This is a genomic window from Luteimonas sp. GW821-FHT14E02 (assembly GCF_058803905.1).
Genome location: NZ_JBXAPK010000001.1, coordinates 473,641 through 492,807, shown reverse-complemented (window position 1 = coordinate 492,807; position 19,167 = coordinate 473,641). Strand labels below are relative to the sequence as shown.

20 protein-coding genes and 1 riboswitch are annotated in these 19,167 nt (G+C 64.9%); of the genes, 11 read left to right on the top strand and 9 right to left on the bottom strand.

Going from position 1 to position 19,167, the window contains the following annotated elements; all coding sequences use genetic code 11:
- Window positions 1-408 (top strand): acyl-CoA thioesterase, encoded by a 408-nt coding sequence (locus tag AC1RNP_RS02085; RefSeq protein ID WP_493049558.1) that lies wholly within the window; start codon window positions 1-3, stop codon window positions 406-408.
- 52 nt (window positions 409-460) lie between these two features.
- Here the strand turns inward: AC1RNP_RS02085 and metE are convergent, their stop codons facing one another.
- Together metE and AC1RNP_RS02075 are read right to left on the bottom strand one after the other, a co-directional pair.
- Window positions 461-2,737 (bottom strand): 5-methyltetrahydropteroyltriglutamate--homocysteine S-methyltransferase, encoded by a 2,277-nt coding sequence (gene metE, locus AC1RNP_RS02080; protein ID WP_493049557.1) that lies wholly within the window; start codon window positions 2,735-2,737, stop codon window positions 461-463.
- A gap of 207 nt (window positions 2,738-2,944) precedes the next feature.
- A riboswitch (cobalamin riboswitch) is annotated at window positions 2,945-3,195 on the bottom strand.
- A gap of 71 nt (window positions 3,196-3,266) precedes the next feature.
- Window positions 3,267-4,487, bottom strand: a complete 1,221-nt coding sequence (locus AC1RNP_RS02075) for a serine hydrolase domain-containing protein (RefSeq protein ID WP_493049556.1) — start codon at window positions 4,485-4,487, stop codon at window positions 3,267-3,269.
- 92 nt (window positions 4,488-4,579) lie between these two features.
- Between AC1RNP_RS02075 and AC1RNP_RS02070 the strand changes: the two genes are divergently transcribed.
- The 3 genes from AC1RNP_RS02070 (at window position 4,580) to AC1RNP_RS02060 (ending at window position 6,586) form a co-directional block, all read left to right on the top strand.
- Window positions 4,580-5,494, top strand: coding sequence for a LysR family transcriptional regulator (locus tag AC1RNP_RS02070; protein ID WP_493049554.1), 915 nt, complete (start codon window positions 4,580-4,582; stop codon window positions 5,492-5,494).
- Between the two features lie 65 nt (window positions 5,495-5,559).
- Complete coding sequence (locus AC1RNP_RS02065) at window positions 5,560-6,198, top strand: PadR family transcriptional regulator (RefSeq protein ID WP_493049553.1); 639 nt, start codon at window positions 5,560-5,562, stop codon at window positions 6,196-6,198.
- Entirely contained in the window at window positions 6,122-6,586 is a 465-nt protein-coding gene (locus AC1RNP_RS02060) for a Fur family transcriptional regulator (protein WP_493049552.1), read from the top strand. The genes AC1RNP_RS02065 and AC1RNP_RS02060 overlap by 77 nt, the downstream gene beginning before the upstream one ends.
- A 367-nt stretch (window positions 6,587-6,953) precedes the next feature.
- Here AC1RNP_RS02060 and AC1RNP_RS02055 read toward each other — a convergent pair whose 3' ends face one another.
- The gene (locus AC1RNP_RS02055) at window positions 6,954-7,394 is read right to left on the bottom strand and encodes a pyrimidine dimer DNA glycosylase/endonuclease V (RefSeq protein WP_493049551.1); all 441 of its coding nucleotides are present in this window, start codon (window positions 7,392-7,394) and stop codon (window positions 6,954-6,956) included.
- Between the two features lie 166 nt (window positions 7,395-7,560).
- Window positions 7,561-8,457 (bottom strand): LysR family transcriptional regulator, encoded by an 897-nt coding sequence (locus AC1RNP_RS02050; protein ID WP_493049550.1) that lies wholly within the window; start codon window positions 8,455-8,457, stop codon window positions 7,561-7,563.
- 98 nt (window positions 8,458-8,555) lie between these two features.
- Here AC1RNP_RS02050 and AC1RNP_RS02045 point away from each other — a divergent pair, with 98 nt between their 5' ends.
- Entirely contained in the window at window positions 8,556-9,056 is a 501-nt protein-coding gene (locus AC1RNP_RS02045) for a RidA family protein (RefSeq protein WP_493049549.1), read from the top strand.
- A gap of 135 nt (window positions 9,057-9,191) precedes the next feature.
- Window positions 9,192-10,193, top strand: a complete 1,002-nt coding sequence (locus AC1RNP_RS02040) for an aldo/keto reductase (RefSeq protein WP_493049548.1) — start codon at window positions 9,192-9,194, stop codon at window positions 10,191-10,193.
- Window positions 10,194-10,233: 40 nt separating this feature from the next.
- Here AC1RNP_RS02040 and AC1RNP_RS02035 read toward each other — a convergent pair whose 3' ends face one another.
- Window positions 10,234-11,820, bottom strand: coding sequence for a hypothetical protein (locus AC1RNP_RS02035; protein WP_493049547.1), 1,587 nt, complete (start codon window positions 11,818-11,820; stop codon window positions 10,234-10,236).
- A 148-nt stretch (window positions 11,821-11,968) separates the two neighbouring features.
- On the opposite strand from AC1RNP_RS02035, the gene AC1RNP_RS02030 reads away from it, so the two are divergent.
- Window positions 11,969-13,318 carry a M20 family metallopeptidase gene (locus AC1RNP_RS02030; RefSeq protein ID WP_493049546.1) on the top strand — a complete coding sequence of 450 codons (1,350 nt, stop codon included), beginning with the start codon at window positions 11,969-11,971 and terminating at the stop codon, window positions 13,316-13,318.
- Window positions 13,319-13,460: 142 nt separating this feature from the next.
- Here AC1RNP_RS02030 and AC1RNP_RS02025 read toward each other — a convergent pair whose 3' ends face one another.
- A complete protein-coding gene (locus AC1RNP_RS02025) occupies window positions 13,461-14,105 on the bottom strand; it encodes a glutathione S-transferase family protein (protein WP_493049545.1) in 645 nt (214 codons plus the stop codon).
- Window positions 14,106-14,195: 90 nt separating this feature from the next.
- Between AC1RNP_RS02025 and queF the strand changes: the two genes are divergently transcribed.
- The 4 genes from queF (at window position 14,196) to icd (ending at window position 17,678) form a co-directional block, all read left to right on the top strand.
- Window positions 14,196-15,017: an NADPH-dependent 7-cyano-7-deazaguanine reductase QueF gene (gene queF, locus AC1RNP_RS02020; RefSeq protein WP_493049544.1), complete on the top strand. Its 822-nt coding sequence runs from the start codon at window positions 14,196-14,198 to the stop codon at window positions 15,015-15,017.
- A gap of 115 nt (window positions 15,018-15,132) precedes the next feature.
- The gene (locus AC1RNP_RS02015; protein WP_493049543.1) at window positions 15,133-15,450 is read left to right on the top strand and encodes a LysM peptidoglycan-binding domain-containing protein; all 318 of its coding nucleotides are present in this window, start codon (window positions 15,133-15,135) and stop codon (window positions 15,448-15,450) included.
- A gap of 78 nt (window positions 15,451-15,528) precedes the next feature.
- Window positions 15,529-16,047 (top strand): hypothetical protein, encoded by a 519-nt coding sequence (locus AC1RNP_RS02010; RefSeq protein WP_493049542.1) that lies wholly within the window; start codon window positions 15,529-15,531, stop codon window positions 16,045-16,047.
- A gap of 302 nt (window positions 16,048-16,349) precedes the next feature.
- On the top strand, window positions 16,350-17,678 hold the full coding sequence (gene icd / locus AC1RNP_RS02005; protein WP_493049540.1) for an isocitrate dehydrogenase (NADP(+)): 1,329 nt from the start codon (window positions 16,350-16,352) through the stop codon (window positions 17,676-17,678).
- A gap of 73 nt (window positions 17,679-17,751) precedes the next feature.
- Here icd and AC1RNP_RS02000 read toward each other — a convergent pair whose 3' ends face one another.
- The 3 genes from AC1RNP_RS02000 to AC1RNP_RS01990 form a co-directional block, all read right to left on the bottom strand.
- Window positions 17,752-18,063, bottom strand: a complete 312-nt coding sequence (locus AC1RNP_RS02000; protein WP_493049539.1) for a hypothetical protein — start codon at window positions 18,061-18,063, stop codon at window positions 17,752-17,754.
- 90 nt (window positions 18,064-18,153) lie between these two features.
- Complete coding sequence (locus AC1RNP_RS01995; RefSeq protein ID WP_493049538.1) at window positions 18,154-18,453, bottom strand: DUF2798 domain-containing protein; 300 nt, start codon at window positions 18,451-18,453, stop codon at window positions 18,154-18,156.
- 180 nt (window positions 18,454-18,633) lie between these two features.
- Complete coding sequence (locus AC1RNP_RS01990) at window positions 18,634-19,083, bottom strand: hypothetical protein (protein ID WP_493049537.1); 450 nt, start codon at window positions 19,081-19,083, stop codon at window positions 18,634-18,636.
- Between the last annotated feature and the right edge of the window lie 84 nt (window positions 19,084-19,167).

Here is a 19,167-nt window from a genome sequence, read left to right as displayed (position 1 = left end):
ATGACTCCCTTGCCCGATACCCAGCCGCGTGAAGCGCGGCTGCTGGAAATGGTGTTCCCCGATCACACCAACCACCTCGGCACGTTGTTCGGCGGCCAGGCCTTGGCCTGGATGGACAAGGCCGCCTTCATCGCCGCCTCGCGCTACGCGCGCCGCACCGTGGTGACGGCGCGCTCGGAGCAAGTGGATTTCAAACTGCCGATCCGCCAGGGCCAACTGGTGGAAACGGTGGCGCGCGTGATCGCCACCGGCAACAGTTCGATGCAGGTGGAAGTGGAATTGATCGCCGAGGATCTGCTCAGCGGCGAACGCGAGCTGTGCACGCGCGGCCGTTTCGTGATGATCGCGCTGGATGCGCGCGGCCGGCCGGCGCCGGTGCCGCGCCTGGTGGAATCGGACACGGATTGACGGCACGCCGCGTTGTCTCGCGGCGTGCCATTCCGTTCTCCCGCTTTGCGTATCAGGTCGTGCGCAACGCGTGTGCGGCCGAGACCATCGCCGTGAGCGCCGCGCGCGTTTCCGGCCAACCTCGCGTCTTCAGTCCACAATCCGGGTTCACCCACAACTGTTCTGCTGGCAATACCGCGCCGGCCTTCTGCAGCAATGCGGTCATCTCCGTCGTATCCGGAACGCGCGGCGAGTGGATGTCGTAGACACCTGGACCGATACCGTTCGGATAGCGGAAGCGCACGAAGGCATCCAGCAACTCCATGCGCGAGCGTGAGGTCTCGATGGAGATCACGTCGGCATCCATCGCCGCCACCGCCTCCATGATGTCGTTGAATTCCGAGTAGCACATGTGGGTGTGGATTTGCGTCTGGTCGGCGACGCCGGCGGCGCTGATGCGGAAGCATTCCACGGCCCAGTCGAGATAGGCGCGCCATTGCGCGCGCCGCAACGGCAGGCCTTCGCGCAGCGCCGGCTCGTCGATCTGGATCACGCCGATACCGGCGGCTTCCAGATCGAGCACTTCATCGCGCAGGGCGAGAGCGATCTGACGGCATGTACTCGCACGCGGCTGGTCGTCGCGCACGAACGACCATTGCAGCACCGTCACCGGGCCGGTCAACATGCCTTTCATTGGTTTGTCGGTGAGTGATTGCGCGTAGCGCGACCAGCGCACTGTCATCGGCGCCGGGCGCCGCACATCGCCGTACAGGATCGGCGGCTTGACGCAACGTGAGCCGTAGCTCTGCACCCAACCATGCTTGGTGAAGGCAAAGCCGTCGAGCTGCTCGCCGAAATACTCGACCATATCGTTGCGCTCGAACTCGCCGTGCACCAGCACGTCCAGACCGATCTCTTCCTGGAAACGCACGCAGCGTTCGGTCTCGGCTTCGAGGAACGCGTCGTAGTCGGCATCCGACCATTTGCCGGATTTGTATTTCGCGCGCGCCTCGCGCACGGCTTGCGTCTGCGGGAACGAGCCGATGGTGGTGGTGGGGAACGACGGCAGGCCGAAGCGCCGCGCCTGCGCGCTGTGTCGCTGCGGGTACGGCGACTTGCGCTGCGTGGCGACATCGTCGAGCGCGGCCACGCGCGCGGCAACGTCCGGCCGATGCACCTTGGCCGAGCGGCGGCGCGTCTCATAGCGCTCGCGCGCGACTTCCAGCGTGGAGCGGGCCGAACGCAGGCCGTTCAGGGCATCGCCGAGCGTGCGCAATTCCTCGATCTTCTGTCGCGCGAACGCCAGCCATGCGTGGATGTCGAACGGCAGCGCGGTTTCCAGCGTCGCATCGATCGGCACGTGCAGCAGCGAACATGAGGGCGCGACCTGCAGGCGTCCGGCATCGACGCGCGCCTGCGCGTGCTCCGCCAATGCGAGCGCGCGATCGAGATCGGTGCGCCAGATGTTGCGGCCATCGACCAGGCCGAGCGAGAGCACATGACGCGGCGGCAACGCATCGAGCACAGCATCGAGCTGCTCCGGCGCGCGCACGAGATCGATGTGCAAACCTTCGACGGGCAATTCCACGGCGAGCGCGAGATTGTCCTCGAGCGCGCCGAAATAAGTGGCCAGCAGCAGTTTCGGCCGCGCGGTGATGGCCAGCGTGCCGTAGGCCTTGCGATACGCCGCGTGATCGTCGTCATCCAGATCCTGCACCAGACAGGGTTCGTCGATCTGCACCCACGCCGCGCCCGCATCGCGCAATCGGCCGAGCCATTGCGCGTAGACAGGCAGCAGGCGGTCGAGCAGGGCGAGTCGATCGCTGCCGTCGACCGTCTTCGACAGCAGCAGGAAGCTCACCGGACCAAGCAGCACCGGCCTGGCGTCGATGCCAAGCGCCCTGGCTTCCAGGAATTCGTTGACGGCCTTGTCGCCGCGCAAGCGAAAACTCTGCTGCGCATGCAGTTCCGGCACCAGGTAGTGATAGTTGGTATCGAACCACTTGGTCATCTCCAATGCGTGCAGGTCGATGCCGTCCTTCTGCAAGCCGCGCGCGAGGGCGAAATAGCCGGTCAGCGGATCGTCATCGGCGAGTGCGCGATAGCGATCGGGAATGGCGTCGAGCGCGAACGCGGTATCGAGCACGTGGTCGTACAGCGAGAAGTCGTTGCAGGGCACGAGGTCGGCGCCGGCTTCGTATTGCAGTTTCCAGTGTCGCTCGCGCAGTCCGCGCGCGGTGTCTTGCAGTTGTTGCGGCGTGGCTTCGCCGCGCCAGTACGCTTCCAGCGCGCGCTTGAGTTCGCGCTTCGCGCCGATGCGCGGGAAGCCCAGGTTGCTGACAGTGATCATGTTGCGTGTCCTCGATTCGTGGCGAATGGAGGAACGAAGGCGGTACGCGTCGAAGTACCCGCAGTTGCGCGAGCCCTCCACCACGCCGGCGACCTTCGCCCCCTCGGGCGAACCGGAACCGACGAGCGGGCGCAAGGACAGGCCCCGGCCGGAAAGCCGCGGCGCACGTCCCGGCGCTTCCCCTCGGAAGTCCCAGGTCAAGGCAGGGATTGCTCCCTGGCCGCGGCAGGTCTTCGGGCTCGTGGACATGGGGCGCGGAGGCCCCGCCTACTGTTCGCCGCTTCCCGGGCTGCAGACCCAGTGCCATTGGCGAAGATCGTTTCCACACACCGCTGCGGGGCAGCGCCGGAATTGGCCCCCTGGCGAAGGTGTTCGCTGCGGGGCCGCACCGGCTTCCCTTTTAATTCCATCGCTTGATCTTGATGAAGCGATGCAAACCGTCGGCAAGTGGCAAATTACGCCCGAGGTCGGGAAGCGTCAAGGTCGCGAGGGCTTACATGAGAAATCGTTCTATGCCGCGCGGTGAAGTTCACCGCACGCCGTACACCGCATCGCGGATCTGCGTCGGAAAAGCGCCGGACATGCCTTCCAGCGCGGTGTTGGTGAGCGCCACCACGCTCCATCCGTTGCTGCGATCGACGAACCAGGCATGGCCGTAGACCCCGCCCCATTGCAGCGTGCCCTTCGCCTGCGGCGTCTTGGCCAGCACGGGATCGTCCAGCACGGCGCCGCCGTAGCCGAAGCCCCAGCCCGGGCCCTGGGTTTGCGCGTCGGCGCCGACCTGATCGGTGGTCATGCGCCTGACGGTGTCAGCACTCAACAGCGGAGCACCATCGCCGCGGATCGTTTCCAGCAAGCGCAGCACGTCGTCGGCCGTGCCAACCATGCCGGCGCCGCCTGACGGATATGCTCCAGCATCGAACGCCCGCGTCGGAGCGAAGCGCAAGCGCTCGCCCATCCATGCCGGCAGCGTCATTTCAAAGCGGTCGGACATGCGTCGCGGCCGGGGTTGGCCGTCGGCATACGGCACCACGACGCGCGGGGAATCCTGCACGGAGAACGCGGTATCGCGCATCTGCAAGGGCGTCGTCACCAGTTGCGCCACCGCCTCGGGCAGCGTGCTGGCGTTGGCGCGGGCGATCACCGCGCCGAGCACGTCGATGGCGAGCGAATAGCCCCACTGATGACCGGGCGGATAGAGCAACGGCGCCTCGGCAAGACGGCGCAGGTTTTCCTCCAGCGTGATGCCGGCCTCATCGAGGCCATCGGAAACACCGAGCCGGTGATACGGCGAATCGGCCGGTTCCTCGAACCCGTAACTCAACCCGGCGGTGTGCGTGAGCAGCTGATGCACGGTGATGACCGGTGTGCTGCCGTCCGCCAGTTTCGGTTTGAAGTCGGGCAGCCAGCGCGTCACCGGATCATCCAGACGCAGCTTGCCTTGCTCCACCAGCCGCAGCGCCGCCACGGTGACGATCGGTTTGGTGATCGAGGAGAAGCGGAAGATCCCATCCTCCGGCATCGGCCGCGCCGCCTCGCGATCGGCGAAACCCGCGGCACGGCGATACACCACCTTGCCGTCCTTGGCCACGAGCACGACGGTGCCGACGATACGTTCCTCGCGCAGCGCGCTATCGATCACCGCATCCAGCCGGTGGGGCAGATCGTCTTGAACCGCCGGCTCGGCGGCAGCCGGGCCTGGCTGCGCGGCCACGGCGAGGGCGAGCAGGGGGGCGAACAACAGGGACATGACGGCATCTCCGGAAAGGACGCCGCCACTGTGACGCCCCGATCCCTGAGCAAAAAGCCTGCTAGCCTGCACCTATCATGAAGAAAAACTTGATGATCAAGCCCGAACCCCTAGCCGGCCTGTCGGTATTCCGCACCGTCGCGCGACTGGGTAGCTTCACCCGCGCCGCCGACCATCTCGGCGTCAGCGCCTCGGCGGTTTCGCAAAGCGTGCGGGGGCTGGAAGGGCGGCTGGGCGTGCGCCTGTTCAACCGCACCAGCCGGCGCGTGGCGCTGAGCGAGGCGGGGCGCGAATTCCTGGCCCAGATCGACCCCTCGCTGGACCGTATCGACATCGCCATGCAACGCCTGCGCGCCGATCAGGGCCAGCCGTCCGGCCTGCTGCGGATCAATCTGTCCCGCCTGGTGGCGGGGCTGTACATCAACCCGCGATTGCCGGAGTTCCTGGCGCGTTATCCGCAGATCCAGGTCGAACTGTTCACCGACGACACCCTCGCCGACGTGGTGGCCGGCGGCTTCGACGCCGGCATCCGCATCGGCCACAAACTGGCCCAGGACATGGTGGCGCGACCGATCAGCGGCCCCTTGCGCCGCGCCATCGTCGCCACCCCCGAGTATCTGCGCCGCCACGGCACGCCGCGCGCGCCGGCCGATCTGGCTGGCCACGACTGCATCCGCTTCCGCATGCCCGGCAGCGGCCGTCTCGAACCCTGGAGTTTCGTCGACGACGGCCGCGAACTGCAGATGGACGTGCAGGGCCGCCTGATCTACACCGACGACCGCATGGCGCGCGAGGCCGCGCGCGACGGGCTTGGCCTGGCGCAACTCTTCGTGGAAACGGTCAAGGCCGATCTGGCGGACGGACGCCTGGTCCGGGTGCTGGCCGAATACGCGCCCGCGCTCCCGGGTTTCTACATCTACTACCCGGCGCGCGAGCACATGCCGCCCAAGCTGCGGGCATTCGTGGATTTCCTCTGCGAGCCCATGGGGCGGACCGGAACGGGATAGCCCCTTCTTGATTTCGATATATCTTAGATATATCTTTTACCCAACTTCCGATATATCGAATCCCCATGCGCCTTCATTCCTGGTTCCACCGCCATCACGCTCACCATCACCCGCACTTCGACCACGACTTCGATCCGACCCTGCACGCCAGCCGCCGCGGCTTCTTCGACCGGTTTGGCGGAGACGACATCTTTTCCGACGACATGGGCCGCCGCCACGGCGGCCATCGCGGCGGCGGGCGCATGCTCGGCCACGGCGATCTCAAGCTCCTTCTGCTCGGCCTGATCGAGCAGCAGCCGCGCCATGGTTACGAACTGATCCGCATCATCGAAGAGATGTTCCACGGCCGTTACTCGCCCAGCCCCGGCGCGATCTACCCCACCCTGACCATGCTCGAGGAAATGGGCCACGCCCAGGCCGAAGCCGAAACCGGCGGCCGCAAGCTCTACTCGATCACCGACGCCGGCCGCGCCTATCTCAACGAAAACCGCGCCGCCGTCGACACCGTGATCGCCCGCACCGAACACCGCGCCCGCGAAGCCGCCAAGGAAGCCGCGCCGATGACCGTGCGACGCGCCATGCACGCGCTCAAGCACGCCCTGCTGTCGCGCCGCGCCGACTGGGACGATGCCGAAGCCCGCCGCATCGCCGCGATCCTCGAACGCGCCACCGCCGAGATCCTCTCCGGCGAGCGTCGTGACTGAAGCAGCGCCGTCACGCGCGGCGCCGCTCGATGCGTGGCTTGCCCGCTGCGCATCGCGCGGTTTGCGCTTGACCGCTCCGCGCAAGGCCGTGCTGTGCGCGTTGCACGAAACCAATGGTTGGCTCGATGCCGTTGCATTGTTCCAGCGCGCGCGGCGGCATTGCGCGAGGATTAGTCTGCCGACTGTCTATCGTTCGCTGCACGAACTGGAAACGTTGGGCTTGGTCGACGTGCATGCGCAAGGGCGCAATGCCCGCAGTTTGTGGTCGTTGCATGACGCCGCAAGCGCGGTGCGCGGCAATGCCGATGTTCTCGCGCTTGAACTGCTTGCCCGCCTCGCCGATAGGCTTGGTTACCGTTTGGACCCACTTCACGGCAAAAACCAATGAAAGGAACGGGAAGGTTCTTTGGCATCGCTAAAGTCTCTGCGGCGCTTCTGGTCCCCACACTATTCCCTTGGCACTCACCTCCAGCCCTGCAAGGCACCTGATCCGGGTCCAGGGAAGAGTTGCCGTTTCATACTCGATGATCTCGTACTCTCGGCCGCAAGTTTGCCAACTTTGACAGGGCGCCACGTTGGGAGGCTCGTTCCACGAAATCAACGATAGCTGATGCAGTTCGTCCCATGCTTCCGCCAAGACCGGGAATTCGCCAAACGACTCGGCATGAACCTGATCTTCAACCACGAAGATATTTGGCATGACACCTCATCCCTGATTTGAATTTGTTGCCTTGAAGCAGCATTCGGCTCGAATGCTAGACATCACCCAATGCCCGTTCCCATGCAGCCACCGGCCCCGGCCTCCGGCGAAACAAGGGATGGCAATCAGGATTGATCACTTTGCTCCAACATGAGTACACCTTCGGACTACGCGTCGCCAGCTTGTTCTGCAAATGCTTCCACTCATATTCGAGCTGTCCCTGGCTGACGCGAATAGGCGGGATCGACCGGACGGGACCGAGTTTCGAGCGATCAAAGGAATAGCCGCGTCTGGTCGCTTCGTCATGAACCGCGGCCAGATATGCATTGATCGCCAGCCGCGGCTGCGCGTGTGCCTTGAACCGCTCCAACTGCGGATGACGCGTATAGCCCCGCGTCTCGCCACGAAGCACGGCCTTGGCCAGTAGCGCTTCGCGCCACAAGGCCACCAATCCTTGAGGATCAAGATATTTCGGATGCAGGGACCATAGACGCATACAACAATGTCAACCCTTCTAATCTTCAGTACGCACTGTCACGGTGCTTTAAACGTGCAACAAAAACGTTGTGTGCTGAGAGCATCTATCGCCCCCAGATGGCGACGCGAAATCTAGCGGCGAAATTGCGACCGAAGCACTAAGGTTCTGGACTGAACCAGCGTATCTATGCCGCGACCTGCTCCCGAAGAAAATCGATGAACACCCGCAACTTCGTCGCCATATGCTCCCGCGCCGGGTAGTAGATGAAAAACCCGGGGAAGGGCTCCAGGTCATCATCGAGCACCCGCTGCAGCGTGCCATTGACTAGATCCGCCGCCGCCTCCGCCTCGAACTGCTGACTGAGCCCAAGCCCCGCACGCGCAGCCTCGCGCGCGAGGCCGCTGTCGTTGAAGATCAAACGCCCGTGGACCTCGACTTCGAAGTCGCGTCCGTCGCGGGTGAATTCGTAGGGCATCAGTCGTCCGCTGCTCAGGCGGTGGCGGATGCAGTCGTGGTGGACGAGGTCGGCCGGGGTGCGCGGCGGCGGGTGGCGGCGGAAGTAGGCGGGGGAGCCCACGACCACCTGGCGCTGCATCGGTCCGACGGGCAGGGCGATCATGTCCTTGGCCAGGCATTCGCCGAGGCGGATGCCGGCGTCGAAGCCGCCGGCCACCAGATCAGCCAGGCTCGGATCGACGAACAGTTCCACCTCCACTTCGGGATAGCGCGCGGCGAAGGCGGACAGTCGCGGGATCACCAGCTGCTGGGCGGCGATGCGGGAGAGGTTGATGCGCAGGCGGCCGGCGGGGCGGTCGCGGACGAGGTCGAGGTCGTCGAAGGCGGCTTCGATCAGCTGCAGGCCGGGCGAGACCTGTTGCAGGAAGCGGGCGCCATGTTCGGTCAGGCCGACGCGGCGGGTGGTGCGGTTGAGCAGGCGCACGCCCAGCTGGGATTCGAGCGTCCGCACGGTCTGCGACAGCGCGGAGGGCGAGACCGCCAGTTCGGCGGCGGCGCGGGTGAAGCTGGCGTGGTGCGCGACGCGGGCGAAGGCGACGACGGCGGGAAGCGGGGCGGCGGCCATTGTGAAGCCAGAGTTCAAAGAAGGTTCTGATATTGCCGGTTTATCCGTGCAGTCGCCAGCGCGACACTGGCGCTCCCTTCTTCAACCGGGTCCAGGCCATGCCGCTTCGCCCGCATTTCTCGATCACGGCCCTCCCCGTCGCGCTTGCCGGCATGCTCGCCGGCGCTTCCGCGTTCGCGCAGCCGCCGGCCGGGCCCGCACCGGAGCAGGACGGACGCCTGCGTTTCCAGTCGCTGGCGGCGCCCGCCGGTCCCTATGCCCACGCGGTGCGTCATGGCGACACGGTCTATCTGTCCGGGCTGACCGCCTTCGGCTCGGACGCCGCCCACGGCGACAGCGGCGCGCAGACCCGCGTGGTGCTGGCCCGTCTCCACGGCGTGCTGCGCGAACTTGGCACGGATTGGCCGGCCTTGTTGAAGGTGACCATCTTCCTCACCGACCTGAAGGACCTCGCCGCCGTCCGCGCGGCATTGATCGAGGCCTACGGCGCGACTCCGCCCGCCAGTTCGCTGGTGCAGGTGTCCGGGCTGTTCGATCCCGCGTTGAAAGTGGAAATCGAGGCGGTGATCGCCGCCCCTAAAACTTCGGATTCGCCGTGAAGCCATCCGTGGCGCAACTGCAATGACTGACGCAACGTCCCGCCCGGCCATCCCTGGCCGGGCGTTCGGAACCGCAGCCGATGCCGATGGGGCATCGGCTGAGCGCGGCTCCTCACCCCCCAAGGAGAAATCGAAATGAAAACCCGCAAGCTCGGCCGCAACGGCCCTGAAGTCTCCGCCCTCGGCCTCGGCTGCATGGGCATGAGTTTTGGTTACACCACCGACCAGGACGACACCGAATCGCTCGCCACGCTCGCGCGTGCGCTCGAACTCGGCGTCACGTTCTGGGATACCGCCGAGATCTACGGCCCGCATACCAACGAGCAGTTGCTCGGCGGTTTTCTGAAGGGGCGCCGCGATCAGGTGTTCCTGGCGACCAAGTTCGGCTTCGTCATCGAGCCGGGCATGCCGGACGTGCGCAGAGGCGGCGTCGACGGCAGCCCCGCCAACGTGCGCGCCGCCGTCGAGGGCAGCCTCCAGCGCCTGGGCACCGATCACATCGATCTGTACTACCAGCATCGCGTCGATCCGAACGTGCCGATCGAGGACACCGTCGGCGCCATGGCCGATCTCGTGAAAGCCGGCAAGGTGCGTTATCTCGGCTTGTCCGAAGCCAACGCCGAGACCATCCGCCGCGCCCACGCCGTGCATCCGATCACCGCGTTGCAGAGCGAGTACTCGTTGTGGACGCGCGATCCGGAAGAGAACGGCGTGCTCGCGGTCTGCCGCGAACTCGGCATCGGCTTCGTGCCGTATTCGCCGCTCGGCCGTGGTTTCCTCACCGGCGCGATCCAGTCGCCGGAGGATTTCGAGGCCGATGACTGGCGTCGTACCAATCCGCGCTTCCAGGGCGAGAATTTCGCCAGGAACCTGGCCTTGGTCGAGCAGATCAAATCGCTGGCCGCCGGCAAGGCCGTGACGCCCGGACAACTCGCGCTCGCGTGGGTGCTGGCGCAGGACGAGCACATCGTGCCGATCCCCGGCACCAAGCGCCGCAAGTATCTGGAAGAGAACGTCGGCGCCGTCGACGTCGCGCTCAGCGATGACGAGCTGACGCTCATCGAGGCCATCGTCCCGCCGAATGCCGCCGCCGGCGCGCGCTATGCCGCGGACGCGATGCAGCTGGTCGAGCACTGATCGTGCTTCGTGGGCGGTGGCGCGATCGATCGCGCTCGGATTAATCGCGCTCGGCGATATCCGTCACCGCCCGCGGCGTGTCGTCGCGATTCAACGTGTAGGCTTCGACACCGGAGCCTTCGGCACCGGTCACCTCGATCGAGGTGATCGTGGCGGGATCGCCGCCCAGCACGACGGAGACGGAATTCGATTTGCCGTTGGCATCGTCCAGCCGCAACGTTTCCGATTGGCCATTGTCGTAATGCACGGTGATCTCGGTGCCTTCATCGAAGGTGCCGTCATCCAGGCTCAAATACAATCGATCGTAAGGCTGGACCTGGTCCAGTTTGCTTCCACCATCGGACGCGGGCTCACGCCGCATTTCCGCGTTGGCCACACGCCAGGTCCACGGGTTGTCGCGCATCACCTCGTTGGTGGAGGGGCCAGGCTCGTTGGATTCATCGCGACCCGTGTTCGGGCCCACGCTCACCAGCACCGGCACGCCGGAATAGGCACGATTGTGGCGATCGCTAGGATCATCCCACTGCACGTTGTTGTGTTCGTTGTAGATCGAGATGCCCGGCAACCCATTCGGGCCGCGAGCGTCGTTCATGTCCTGCACGCCTAGATCATCATCGCGAAGCTCGACGCCGCCCGCGCCGTTCTTGCCTGAAAAATCGATCACCTCGCCGTTGGCGTCGATCGTGACTTCGTAGATGCGTTCGTCGTCGGTGGTGCGGCCCCAGCGATTGGTCAGCACGGTGGGATCACTGCCATCGCCGCCGTCCTCGTTGCTGTAGAGGATGCGGTAGGCGATCGTGGTGGTGCCATCGTCGTGATGGATGACCTGCGCGGTGGTCATCAGCGGCGTGTTGTTGGTGGCCTGCTCGTTGTCGGCCAGCGCCAGATTGGGCGCGTAGCGCGCGGCGAGGGCCTGGTCGCGCACGGCGGGGTCGCTGGAATCGATGTCGAGGTTCGTGGCTTCCAACTCCACGGATGCAGGATCGATGCTCGCTTCCGGCGCGCCCGTGCCGACCGCGCTGCTATCGCGCAATTCGATCGTATGCGGACCCGGGCCGAGCACCCCGAGATTGACGTCGGCGCCGTTCGGGTTTTCCGCAAATATGGTCGCGTCGGCGACGTATTCGCCGTCGACGTAGACCGAGACGATGCCGGCGCGCGGACCCGTTTCGTTGCTCCAGCTCGCGCCTTCCGGCGGCGTTGCGTCGATGTGCAACACGGTCGGATCCTGATCGGAGCCGGTGACCTGCTGCGTCGCCAGCGACGGCAGTGACGAAGGCTGGTCGCGCACCATGTAGCTGGTCAGGTCCTTCAGACTGATCAGTCCATCCTGATCGCCGCCTTCGCCTGCGGTGTCGAGGCCCTCGCGCAGGTCCGGTGTCTCCAGCAAATGATTGGCGGCATCCACCAGTTCCTGATCGTCGCTGTTCTCAACGACCGCCTGCAGATCCTCGCGGCTGACCTTGTCATCGGCATCGTCCTGCTTGGCGGCGGTGTCGAACTCGCTGAAACGACGATTGAAAACGGCCAGCGCGTCATCGTCGGTCATGTTGCGCGGCTGTACGCGGCCCGGACCGGTGGCGTATGCGGACGTGGCGGGCTCGGCCCGGACTCGATCGACGGACATGGCGGCGCTCCTGGATCGCTGTCGTCACCGTACCTTAGTCCTTGGCACCGCTCATGACAGCTAGGAGTTTCCCTAGTCGGCGATTGGCGGACCGATCCTGTCGGCTCGCGGGCTACTATCCGGTTTTCCCTCCCGCGGAGTCTCGCTGATGCCGTCGTCGTCCTCTCGTCTCCTCCCGCCGCTCTTGGCAGGCACGCTCCTGGCGGGCTCGCTGCTCACCGGCGCCGCCGCCGCGCAGGACGCGCCGCTCGCGCAGCGCCCGGAAGTGATCGCGGCCGCCGCCAAGCTGCGCCAACAGGTGATCGACTGGCGTCGCGATTTCCACCAGCACCCGGAGCTGTCGAACCGCGAGGAACGCACGTCGGCGAAAGTCGCCGAGCATCTGCGCGCGCTCGGCCTGCAGCCGCAGACCGGCATTGCCCATCACGGCGTGGTCGCCATCATCAAGGGCGGCAAGCCCGGGCCGAAGATCGCGCTGCGCGCCGACATGGATGCGCTGCCGGTGACCGAACAGACCGGCCTGCCGTTCGCCTCGAAGGTCACCACGAATTTCCGCGGCGAACCGGTCGGCGTGATGCACGCCTGCGGCCACGACGCGCATACCGGCATCCTGCTCGGCGTCGCCGATGCGCTGATGGCGATGCGTGAGCAACTGCCGGGTGAAGTGATGCTGATCTTCCAGCCGTCGGAGGAAGGCGCGCCGGCCGACGAGGAAGGCGGCGCGTCACTGATGCTGAAGGAAGGCTTGTTCAAGACCTTCAAGCCCGAGGCGGTGTTCGGCCTGCACGTGTTCTCTTCGGTGCAGGCGGGCAAGATCGCCGTGCGCGGCGGTCCGCTGATGGCGGCTTCGGATCGCTTCAGCATCAAGGTGCATGGTCGTCAGACGCACGGTTCGGCGCCGTGGAAAGGCGTCGACCCGATCGTCGCCAGCGCCGATCTGATCTCCACCGCGCAGACCATCGTCAGCCGCCGCACCGACATCTCGAACCTGCCGGCGGTGGTGACCTTCGGCGCGATCAAGGGCGGCATCCGCTACAACATCATCCCCGACGACGTGGAGATGATCGGCACCATCCGCACCTTCGATGAAGGCATGCGCAAGAAGATTTTCGACGACCTGAAGAACGTCTCCGAACACGTCGCCGCCGCGCATGGCGCTAGCGCCGAGGCACACGTTCCCGACCAGCCCGGCAATCCGGTCACCGTCAACGATCCGGCGCTGACCGCGAAGATGCTGCCCAGCCTGCAGGCCGTGGTGGGACGCGAGAATGTCTACGAACCGCCGCTGCAGATGGGCGCGGAGGATTTTTCCTTCTACGCCAAGGAAGTGCCCGGACTGTTCATCTTCGTCGGCTCGACGACGGCGGGCATCGATCCCGCCACCGCGCCGAACAATCATTCGCCGAAGTTCCTGCTCGACGAGTCGTCGCTGGATGTCGGGCTGCGCGCGCTGTTGCAGGTGACGCTCGATTACCTGCACGCGCCGCCTGCGCAATAAACGCCCGTTCAATTCTTTGCCCTGTTCGTCATCCCGGCGAAAGCCGGGATCCAGCCTTTGTTTTCTTATTCCAGGCAGACGTTCAAGAGAAGGAAAAACCGGATCCCGGCTTTCGCCGGGATGACGAGACCTGGGGATTTCCTCAAGGCAAGTCGCGGCCGGAGTTCGGATCGATCGCGTAGGAAAAGGTTTCGGCGAGGAATCCGGGTTGCGCACGCACGCGCTCGATCCAAGCGCGCACATGCGTGAACGGCGCCAGCGACAATCCTTCGGCCTCGTCACTGCGGCTGACGTAGGCGAACAGCGCGATGTCGGCGACCGTGTATATGTCGCCGACGATGAAGGCGCCTTGCGCGAGATGCGCATCGAGCATGCCGAGCGCCTTGTGCCCGGCATTGCGCTTCATCTCCACCAGCACCGGTGCGCGACGCGCCAGCTTGCCGGTCAGCGTCCAGTGCCGCAGCGCGCCGATCTGGCTTTCCACACGCTCCTGCTCGAACGACATCCATTGCAGCACCTTCGCGCGGGCGAAGCTGTCGTCGGGGAGATACGGCGTGCCCTCGGCGAGGTGGAACAGGATCGGATTGGATTCGGACAGCGCGCGGCCGTCCTCGAACACCACCGCCGGCACCGTGCCGGTCGGGCTGATGCGACGGTAGGCCTCGGTCTGCCCCTCGCCCTCGAAGATGCTGACCATGACGCTGCGGTACGGGCGTTGCAGGTGATGCAGCAACTGGCGGATCTTCCAGGCGTTCTGCGAAGGCAGGTAGTCGTAGAGCGTGAGCATGGCGATGGCGTTCCGGTGAGATGAATGCAGTGTCGGGCGGCGACCATGGTGGCGATATCCGGTTCTTGCGCCGCCGCGTAGAATTCAGGCATGTCCTCGCAACTCCCGCTCGGTCGCGAAGTCGCCTATCCGCGCCACTACGACCCGTCGCTGCTGTTCCCGATCCCGCGCACGCAAGGCCGCGACGCCATTGGCGTGCCCGGCGATGCCTTGCCCTTCGTGGGACAGGATCGCTGGCATGCCTACGAATTGAGCTGGCTCGACGCGCGCGGCAAGCCCGTCGTCGCCACCGCCACGCTCACCGTGCCGGCGACGTCACCCTGCCTGATCGAATCGAAATCGCTGAAGCTCTATCTCAACTCGTTCAACGCCGAACGCTTCGACGACGCCGAGCAGGTGCGCGCACGCATCGTCCAGGATCTGTCGCAGGCGGCGGACGCTCCGGTCGAGGTCGCCTTCGGCCTGCCCGCCATCGATGGGGAGGCTGATGCCGACTCCGGCCCGCAATCGCTCGACGCGCTCGAGGTCGAGTGCAGTGCCTACGACGAACCGCAACCGTCGTTCCTGGCCACCGAAGCCGGCGACGAAGTCGAGGAGTGCCTGCACTCGGCCCTGCTGAAGTCCAACTGCCCGGTCACCGGCCAGCCCGACTGGGCCGGCGTGACCATTACCTATCGCGGCCCGCGCATCGATCGCGCCGGCCTGTTGCGCTACCTGGTCTCCTTCCGCGACCACGCCGAATTCCACGAACAATGCGTCGAACGCATCTTCGTCGACGTGCTGGCGCGGTGCCGTCCGCGCACACTCTCGGTGGAAGCGCGCTACACCCGCCGCGGCGGACTCGACATCAATCCCTGGCGTGGGACGCCGGGGCTGTCCCCTCCCACGCCGGGGCGCGATCTTCGCCAATGAATTCAGCGCCAATAAACGCTGCGCTAACAACGCGACGGGCTTCACGGCTGAAATATGATTTTTTAACAACGTTCGTGGGACGCTGCGCGCCGTCAACGCGGCATAGGAGCCCCTGATGAGCAACGCCCCCAATCCCAACGATCCGAAAGAGCCGGATTTCTCCAACGTGAAAAGCGGCTCCAGCAGTACTGCCCAGGAACAAGAGAACGTCGATTTCTCCAACGTGCAGAGCGGTTCGAGCAGCACTGCGGAAAGCACCGGCGAGCAGACCTACACCGTGCAGAAGGGCGACACGTTGTCGCACATCGCCAAGCAGTTCTACGGCAAGTCGGGCGCATGGCATCAGATTTTCGAAGCCAATCGCGACCAGCTCGACAATCCCGACCTGATCAAGCCCGGCCAGGTGCTGAAGATTCCGCCGAAGGCCGACTGAGTTCGTTTCGAGCGATTTTCCTGCAACCCGGGACGTGCCCGGTTCCGACCATCTCATGACTATCCACGGAGACATTCCATGACACGCAAGACGCTCAATCTCGCCATTGCCGCCGCGCTGTTCGGCACGCTGGCGCTGGTCGGCTGCAAGAAGAAGGAAGAGCCGGCCGCGACCCCGCCCGCCGCCACCGAACCGGCCGCCCCCGCGGCGCCCGCCCCGGCTCCGGAACCCGCTCCGGCCCCGGCCGCCACCGCCTCGGTGGCTTCGGTCGACCTCGGCAATGCCATTGGCCCCGACAAGAAGGTCACCACTCCGTCCACGACTTTCGGCAAGAAGGACACCATCTACGCCGCGGTCTCCACGACCACGAGCGACCCGGCCGCCTCGGTTCCGGGCAAGCTCACCGCCAAGTGGACCTTCGGCGAAGGCGACAAGGCGAAGGTGGTCAACGAGGAAAGCCAAGACCTGACCTTTGCCGGTACCAACGTCAGCGAATTCCACATCACCAAGCCCGACGGCTGGCCGACCGGCAAGTACAAGCTGGAAGTCTCGCTCGACGGCAACGTCGTGCAGACCAAGGATTTCGAAGTCAAGTAATCCGGTTGATCCGATCTGACGGACTCGTTCCGTCACGAGGGCGCGGCGCGAGCCGCGCCCTTTTTGCGTTATGCGGTCCCTCCGCAAGAGCCCGGCGGCCACACCCCGGGCTGACGGCACGGCTCGATGGCCGGACTTTCCTCAGCGCGGGTGGCACCGTCCACGGCATCCGAAACACTGTTTCATCCCTGCGCTTTGCCCGCGCCCGCGCAAACCGCGACAATAACGGTTCCTGACCGACCCGCTTCCCCGTCCCTCCCCGCTCGCGTCCACACGTCGCGTGCGTTTCTTCGGAGATTCCGATGACAGATTTCACCCCGACAGTTCCTGCCGGCGGCAGCAAGATCACCAAGAGCCCGCAAGGTCTCAACGTTCCCGACCATCCGATCATCCCCTTCATCGAAGGCGACGGCACCGGCCCCGACATCTGGCGCGCCAGCGTGCGCGTGCTCGACGCCGCGGTCGCCAAAGCCTACGGCGGCAAGCGCAAGCTGGAGTGGATGGAAGTGCTGGCCGGCGAGAAGGCCTACAACGCCACCGGCAACTGGCTGCCCGACGCCAGCGTCGACGCCTGCCGCGACTATCTCGTCAGCATCAAGGGTCCGCTGACCACGCCGGTCGGCGGCGGCATCCGCTCGCTCAACGTCGCGCTGCGCCAGATGCTCGACCTGTACGTCTGCCTGCGGCCGGTGCGCTGGTTCGAGGGCGTGCCCTCGCCGGTGAAGAAGCCCGGCGATGTCGAGATGACCATCTTCCGCGAGAACACCGAGGACATCTACGCCGGCATCGAGTTCGAGCCCGGCAGCGCCGACGCACAGAAGGTGCTCGACTTCCTCGCCAAGGAATTCCCGCGGCCCTTCGACAAGATCCGCTTCGGCACGCAGGAGAAGATCGACGCGTGGCAGGACGCACTGGCCACCGTTGGCGCGCCCAGGCGTGACCTGCCTGTGCAGGTCGGCATCGGCATCAAGCCGGTGTCCTTCCTCGGCACCACGCGCCTCGTGCACGCGGCGATCCAGTACGCGATCGACACCAACCAGAAGTCGGTCACCCTGGTGCACAAGGGCAACATCATGAAGTTCACCGAGGGCGCGTTCCGCGACTTCGGCTACCAGATCGCGCGCGAGGCTTTCGGTGCGGTCGAACTCGACGGCGGCCCCTGGCACGTGATCCCGGAAGGCAAGCCGGGCGCGGGCATCGTCATCAAGGACGCCATCGCCGACGCCTTCCTGCAGCAGATCCTGCTGCGCCCGAAGGAATACGACGTGGTGGCCACGCTCAACTTGAACGGCGATTACCTCTCCGATGCCCTCGCCGCGCAGGTCGGCGGCATCGGCATCGCGCCGGGCGCCAACATCAACTACGTCACCGGCCATGCCGTGTTCGAGGCGACCCACGGCACCGCGCCGAAGTACGCCGACCAGGACAAGGTCAACCCGGGTTCGGTGATCCTCTCCGGCGAGATGATGCTGCGCTACATGGGCTGGACCGAAGCGGCCGATGCGATCATCGCCGGCATGGACAAGGCGATCGCCAGCAAGCGCGTCACCTATGACTTCGCTCGCTTGATGGAAGGTGCGACCGAAGTGAAGTGCAGCGAGTTTGCTGACGAGATCATCAAGCACTTGTGATCCCGCGACAGATGCAAGGAAAAAGGCCCGGCATCGCCGGGCTTTTTTTCTGTTTCGCGCACCAGGAAAGTGCCTAGTCGCCCCCTCCATCGCCTCCAGGCGCGTCGTACCCACCCAGGCTCTCGCTTCGCGGAAAGTTCAACTGCGTGCCATCGGCACCGGAACTATCGACGAACGCTTCCCGATCAAAAGACGGTTGCGCACGATCTATCGTGGATCGGAAGACAAGACAAAACACGGCACCGAGAACCGGAACCAGCCAGATCAGGACAAGCTGCGCAATCCGCTGCGATCCCGATAGCAACGGATCCCGCATCGCGCTTGCGGAAGCGGCGATGTCAACCATCAGCAGCAGTACGGCGAGGACCATCAGGGTCCAATGCATGATGTCCTCCTCGCATCCGGACGAAGGTGTGAACGACCACATTCTATCTTTCCGGCTACGTGCTTCCACTAGCGAAGCCGCGATCGGTCGTTAGGCGGAGCGGACGATTGCCATTGTTGCCCTGCGTACCACCGGCAACACCAGCAGCACGGTCGGGAATGCGATCACCCATGACATGCCCCAGGCGCCAAGCCAGACGCCCCAAAAATCCGGCGACGGCCCGATGCCGCGCAAGGTACTGATCATGGACACGATGCCTGACATGAAAGCGGACAAGAGAAACGGCATCACCACCGACGCGTAGCGCGCAGGCAATTTGGGAATGCCGAAGAAATGGGTTTGCGATTTTGAAGCGTTCATCAATAGATCTCCTGGGATCCGGTCAAGCAAGGCGCCAATGCTCCCGAACCACGGGAGCCGCCCCGGCATTGCCGGAGTGGTGGCGCGTTGGTTGACGTGAACGCTTACGGCAACTTCGTCAGTCGCCTGAAAATGGTAATGGAGTGGTTCGGATCGAACAAGAGCGCTCTCAATCGCCGCGCTGGCGGCAGCTGCCCTACCTGATCAGGTTCATGAGTCGATGTTTTCCTTTTCACACAGCTTGCGCGCAGCTTCGAGTTCCTCGGGCAAATATTTGTCCGGAATCTTCACGTAGCGCAGCTGCTCCTTCATCGCGAGCCTCTGCAGTTCGTCCATGCTCTCTTTCGTCTGCTGCCAGACCTTCGGCTGCATGTCGTATCCCTGGCTTTCGACAACTTCCAGTTCGCCATGCGATTTCGTCGTCACGGCCACCACGAAGAAGCCGACCTGGGTTTTGCTGTATTCGCGAAAAATCACGCAACCCTTGGGTTTGGAAAACAGCCCCCATGCAACAGGTTCCTGAGCCGTCTTGGGCCGGGATTGCGGAGTTTTCACCGTCACGCAAGCCGTCAGTCCCAGACAGACGAGAGTAGCCGCGGCCGCTTTGGCGATCGTTGTCGTTTTCAAGAAAACCCCCTTCCAGTCATTCAAATCGGTCAAACCGAAATCGGCTCGACGATGCTCCGGCTTCGGACACCCCCTTCCAGGCACGGTGAATCCACCCGGATTACCAACTAAGGTGAT

Coding starts and splice junctions, on each gene's coding strand:
- AC1RNP_RS02085 (WP_493049558.1), top strand. CDS start 1: ATGACTCCCTTGCCCGATACCCAGCCGCGTGAAGCGCGGCTGCTGGAA.
- metE (WP_493049557.1), bottom strand. CDS start 2,737: ATGATCACTGTCAGCAACCTGGGCTTCCCGCGCATCGGCGCGAAGCGC.
- AC1RNP_RS02075 (WP_493049556.1), bottom strand. CDS start 4,487: ATGTCCCTGTTGTTCGCCCCCCTGCTCGCCCTCGCCGTGGCCGCGCAG.
- AC1RNP_RS02070 (WP_493049554.1), top strand. CDS start 4,580: ATGATCAAGCCCGAACCCCTAGCCGGCCTGTCGGTATTCCGCACCGTC.
- AC1RNP_RS02065 (WP_493049553.1), top strand. CDS start 5,560: ATGCGCCTTCATTCCTGGTTCCACCGCCATCACGCTCACCATCACCCG.
- AC1RNP_RS02060 (WP_493049552.1), top strand. CDS start 6,122: ATGCCGAAGCCCGCCGCATCGCCGCGATCCTCGAACGCGCCACCGCCG.
- AC1RNP_RS02055 (WP_493049551.1), bottom strand. CDS start 7,394: ATGCGTCTATGGTCCCTGCATCCGAAATATCTTGATCCTCAAGGATTG.
- AC1RNP_RS02050 (WP_493049550.1), bottom strand. CDS start 8,457: ATGGCCGCCGCCCCGCTTCCCGCCGTCGTCGCCTTCGCCCGCGTCGCG.
- AC1RNP_RS02045 (WP_493049549.1), top strand. CDS start 8,556: ATGCCGCTTCGCCCGCATTTCTCGATCACGGCCCTCCCCGTCGCGCTT.
- AC1RNP_RS02040 (WP_493049548.1), top strand. CDS start 9,192: ATGAAAACCCGCAAGCTCGGCCGCAACGGCCCTGAAGTCTCCGCCCTC.
- AC1RNP_RS02035 (WP_493049547.1), bottom strand. CDS start 11,820: ATGTCCGTCGATCGAGTCCGGGCCGAGCCCGCCACGTCCGCATACGCC.
- AC1RNP_RS02030 (WP_493049546.1), top strand. CDS start 11,969: ATGCCGTCGTCGTCCTCTCGTCTCCTCCCGCCGCTCTTGGCAGGCACG.
- AC1RNP_RS02025 (WP_493049545.1), bottom strand. CDS start 14,105: ATGCTCACGCTCTACGACTACCTGCCTTCGCAGAACGCCTGGAAGATC.
- queF (WP_493049544.1), top strand. CDS start 14,196: ATGTCCTCGCAACTCCCGCTCGGTCGCGAAGTCGCCTATCCGCGCCAC.
- AC1RNP_RS02015 (WP_493049543.1), top strand. CDS start 15,133: ATGAGCAACGCCCCCAATCCCAACGATCCGAAAGAGCCGGATTTCTCC.
- AC1RNP_RS02010 (WP_493049542.1), top strand. CDS start 15,529: ATGACACGCAAGACGCTCAATCTCGCCATTGCCGCCGCGCTGTTCGGC.
- icd (WP_493049540.1), top strand. CDS start 16,350: ATGACAGATTTCACCCCGACAGTTCCTGCCGGCGGCAGCAAGATCACC.
- AC1RNP_RS02000 (WP_493049539.1), bottom strand. CDS start 18,063: ATGCATTGGACCCTGATGGTCCTCGCCGTACTGCTGCTGATGGTTGAC.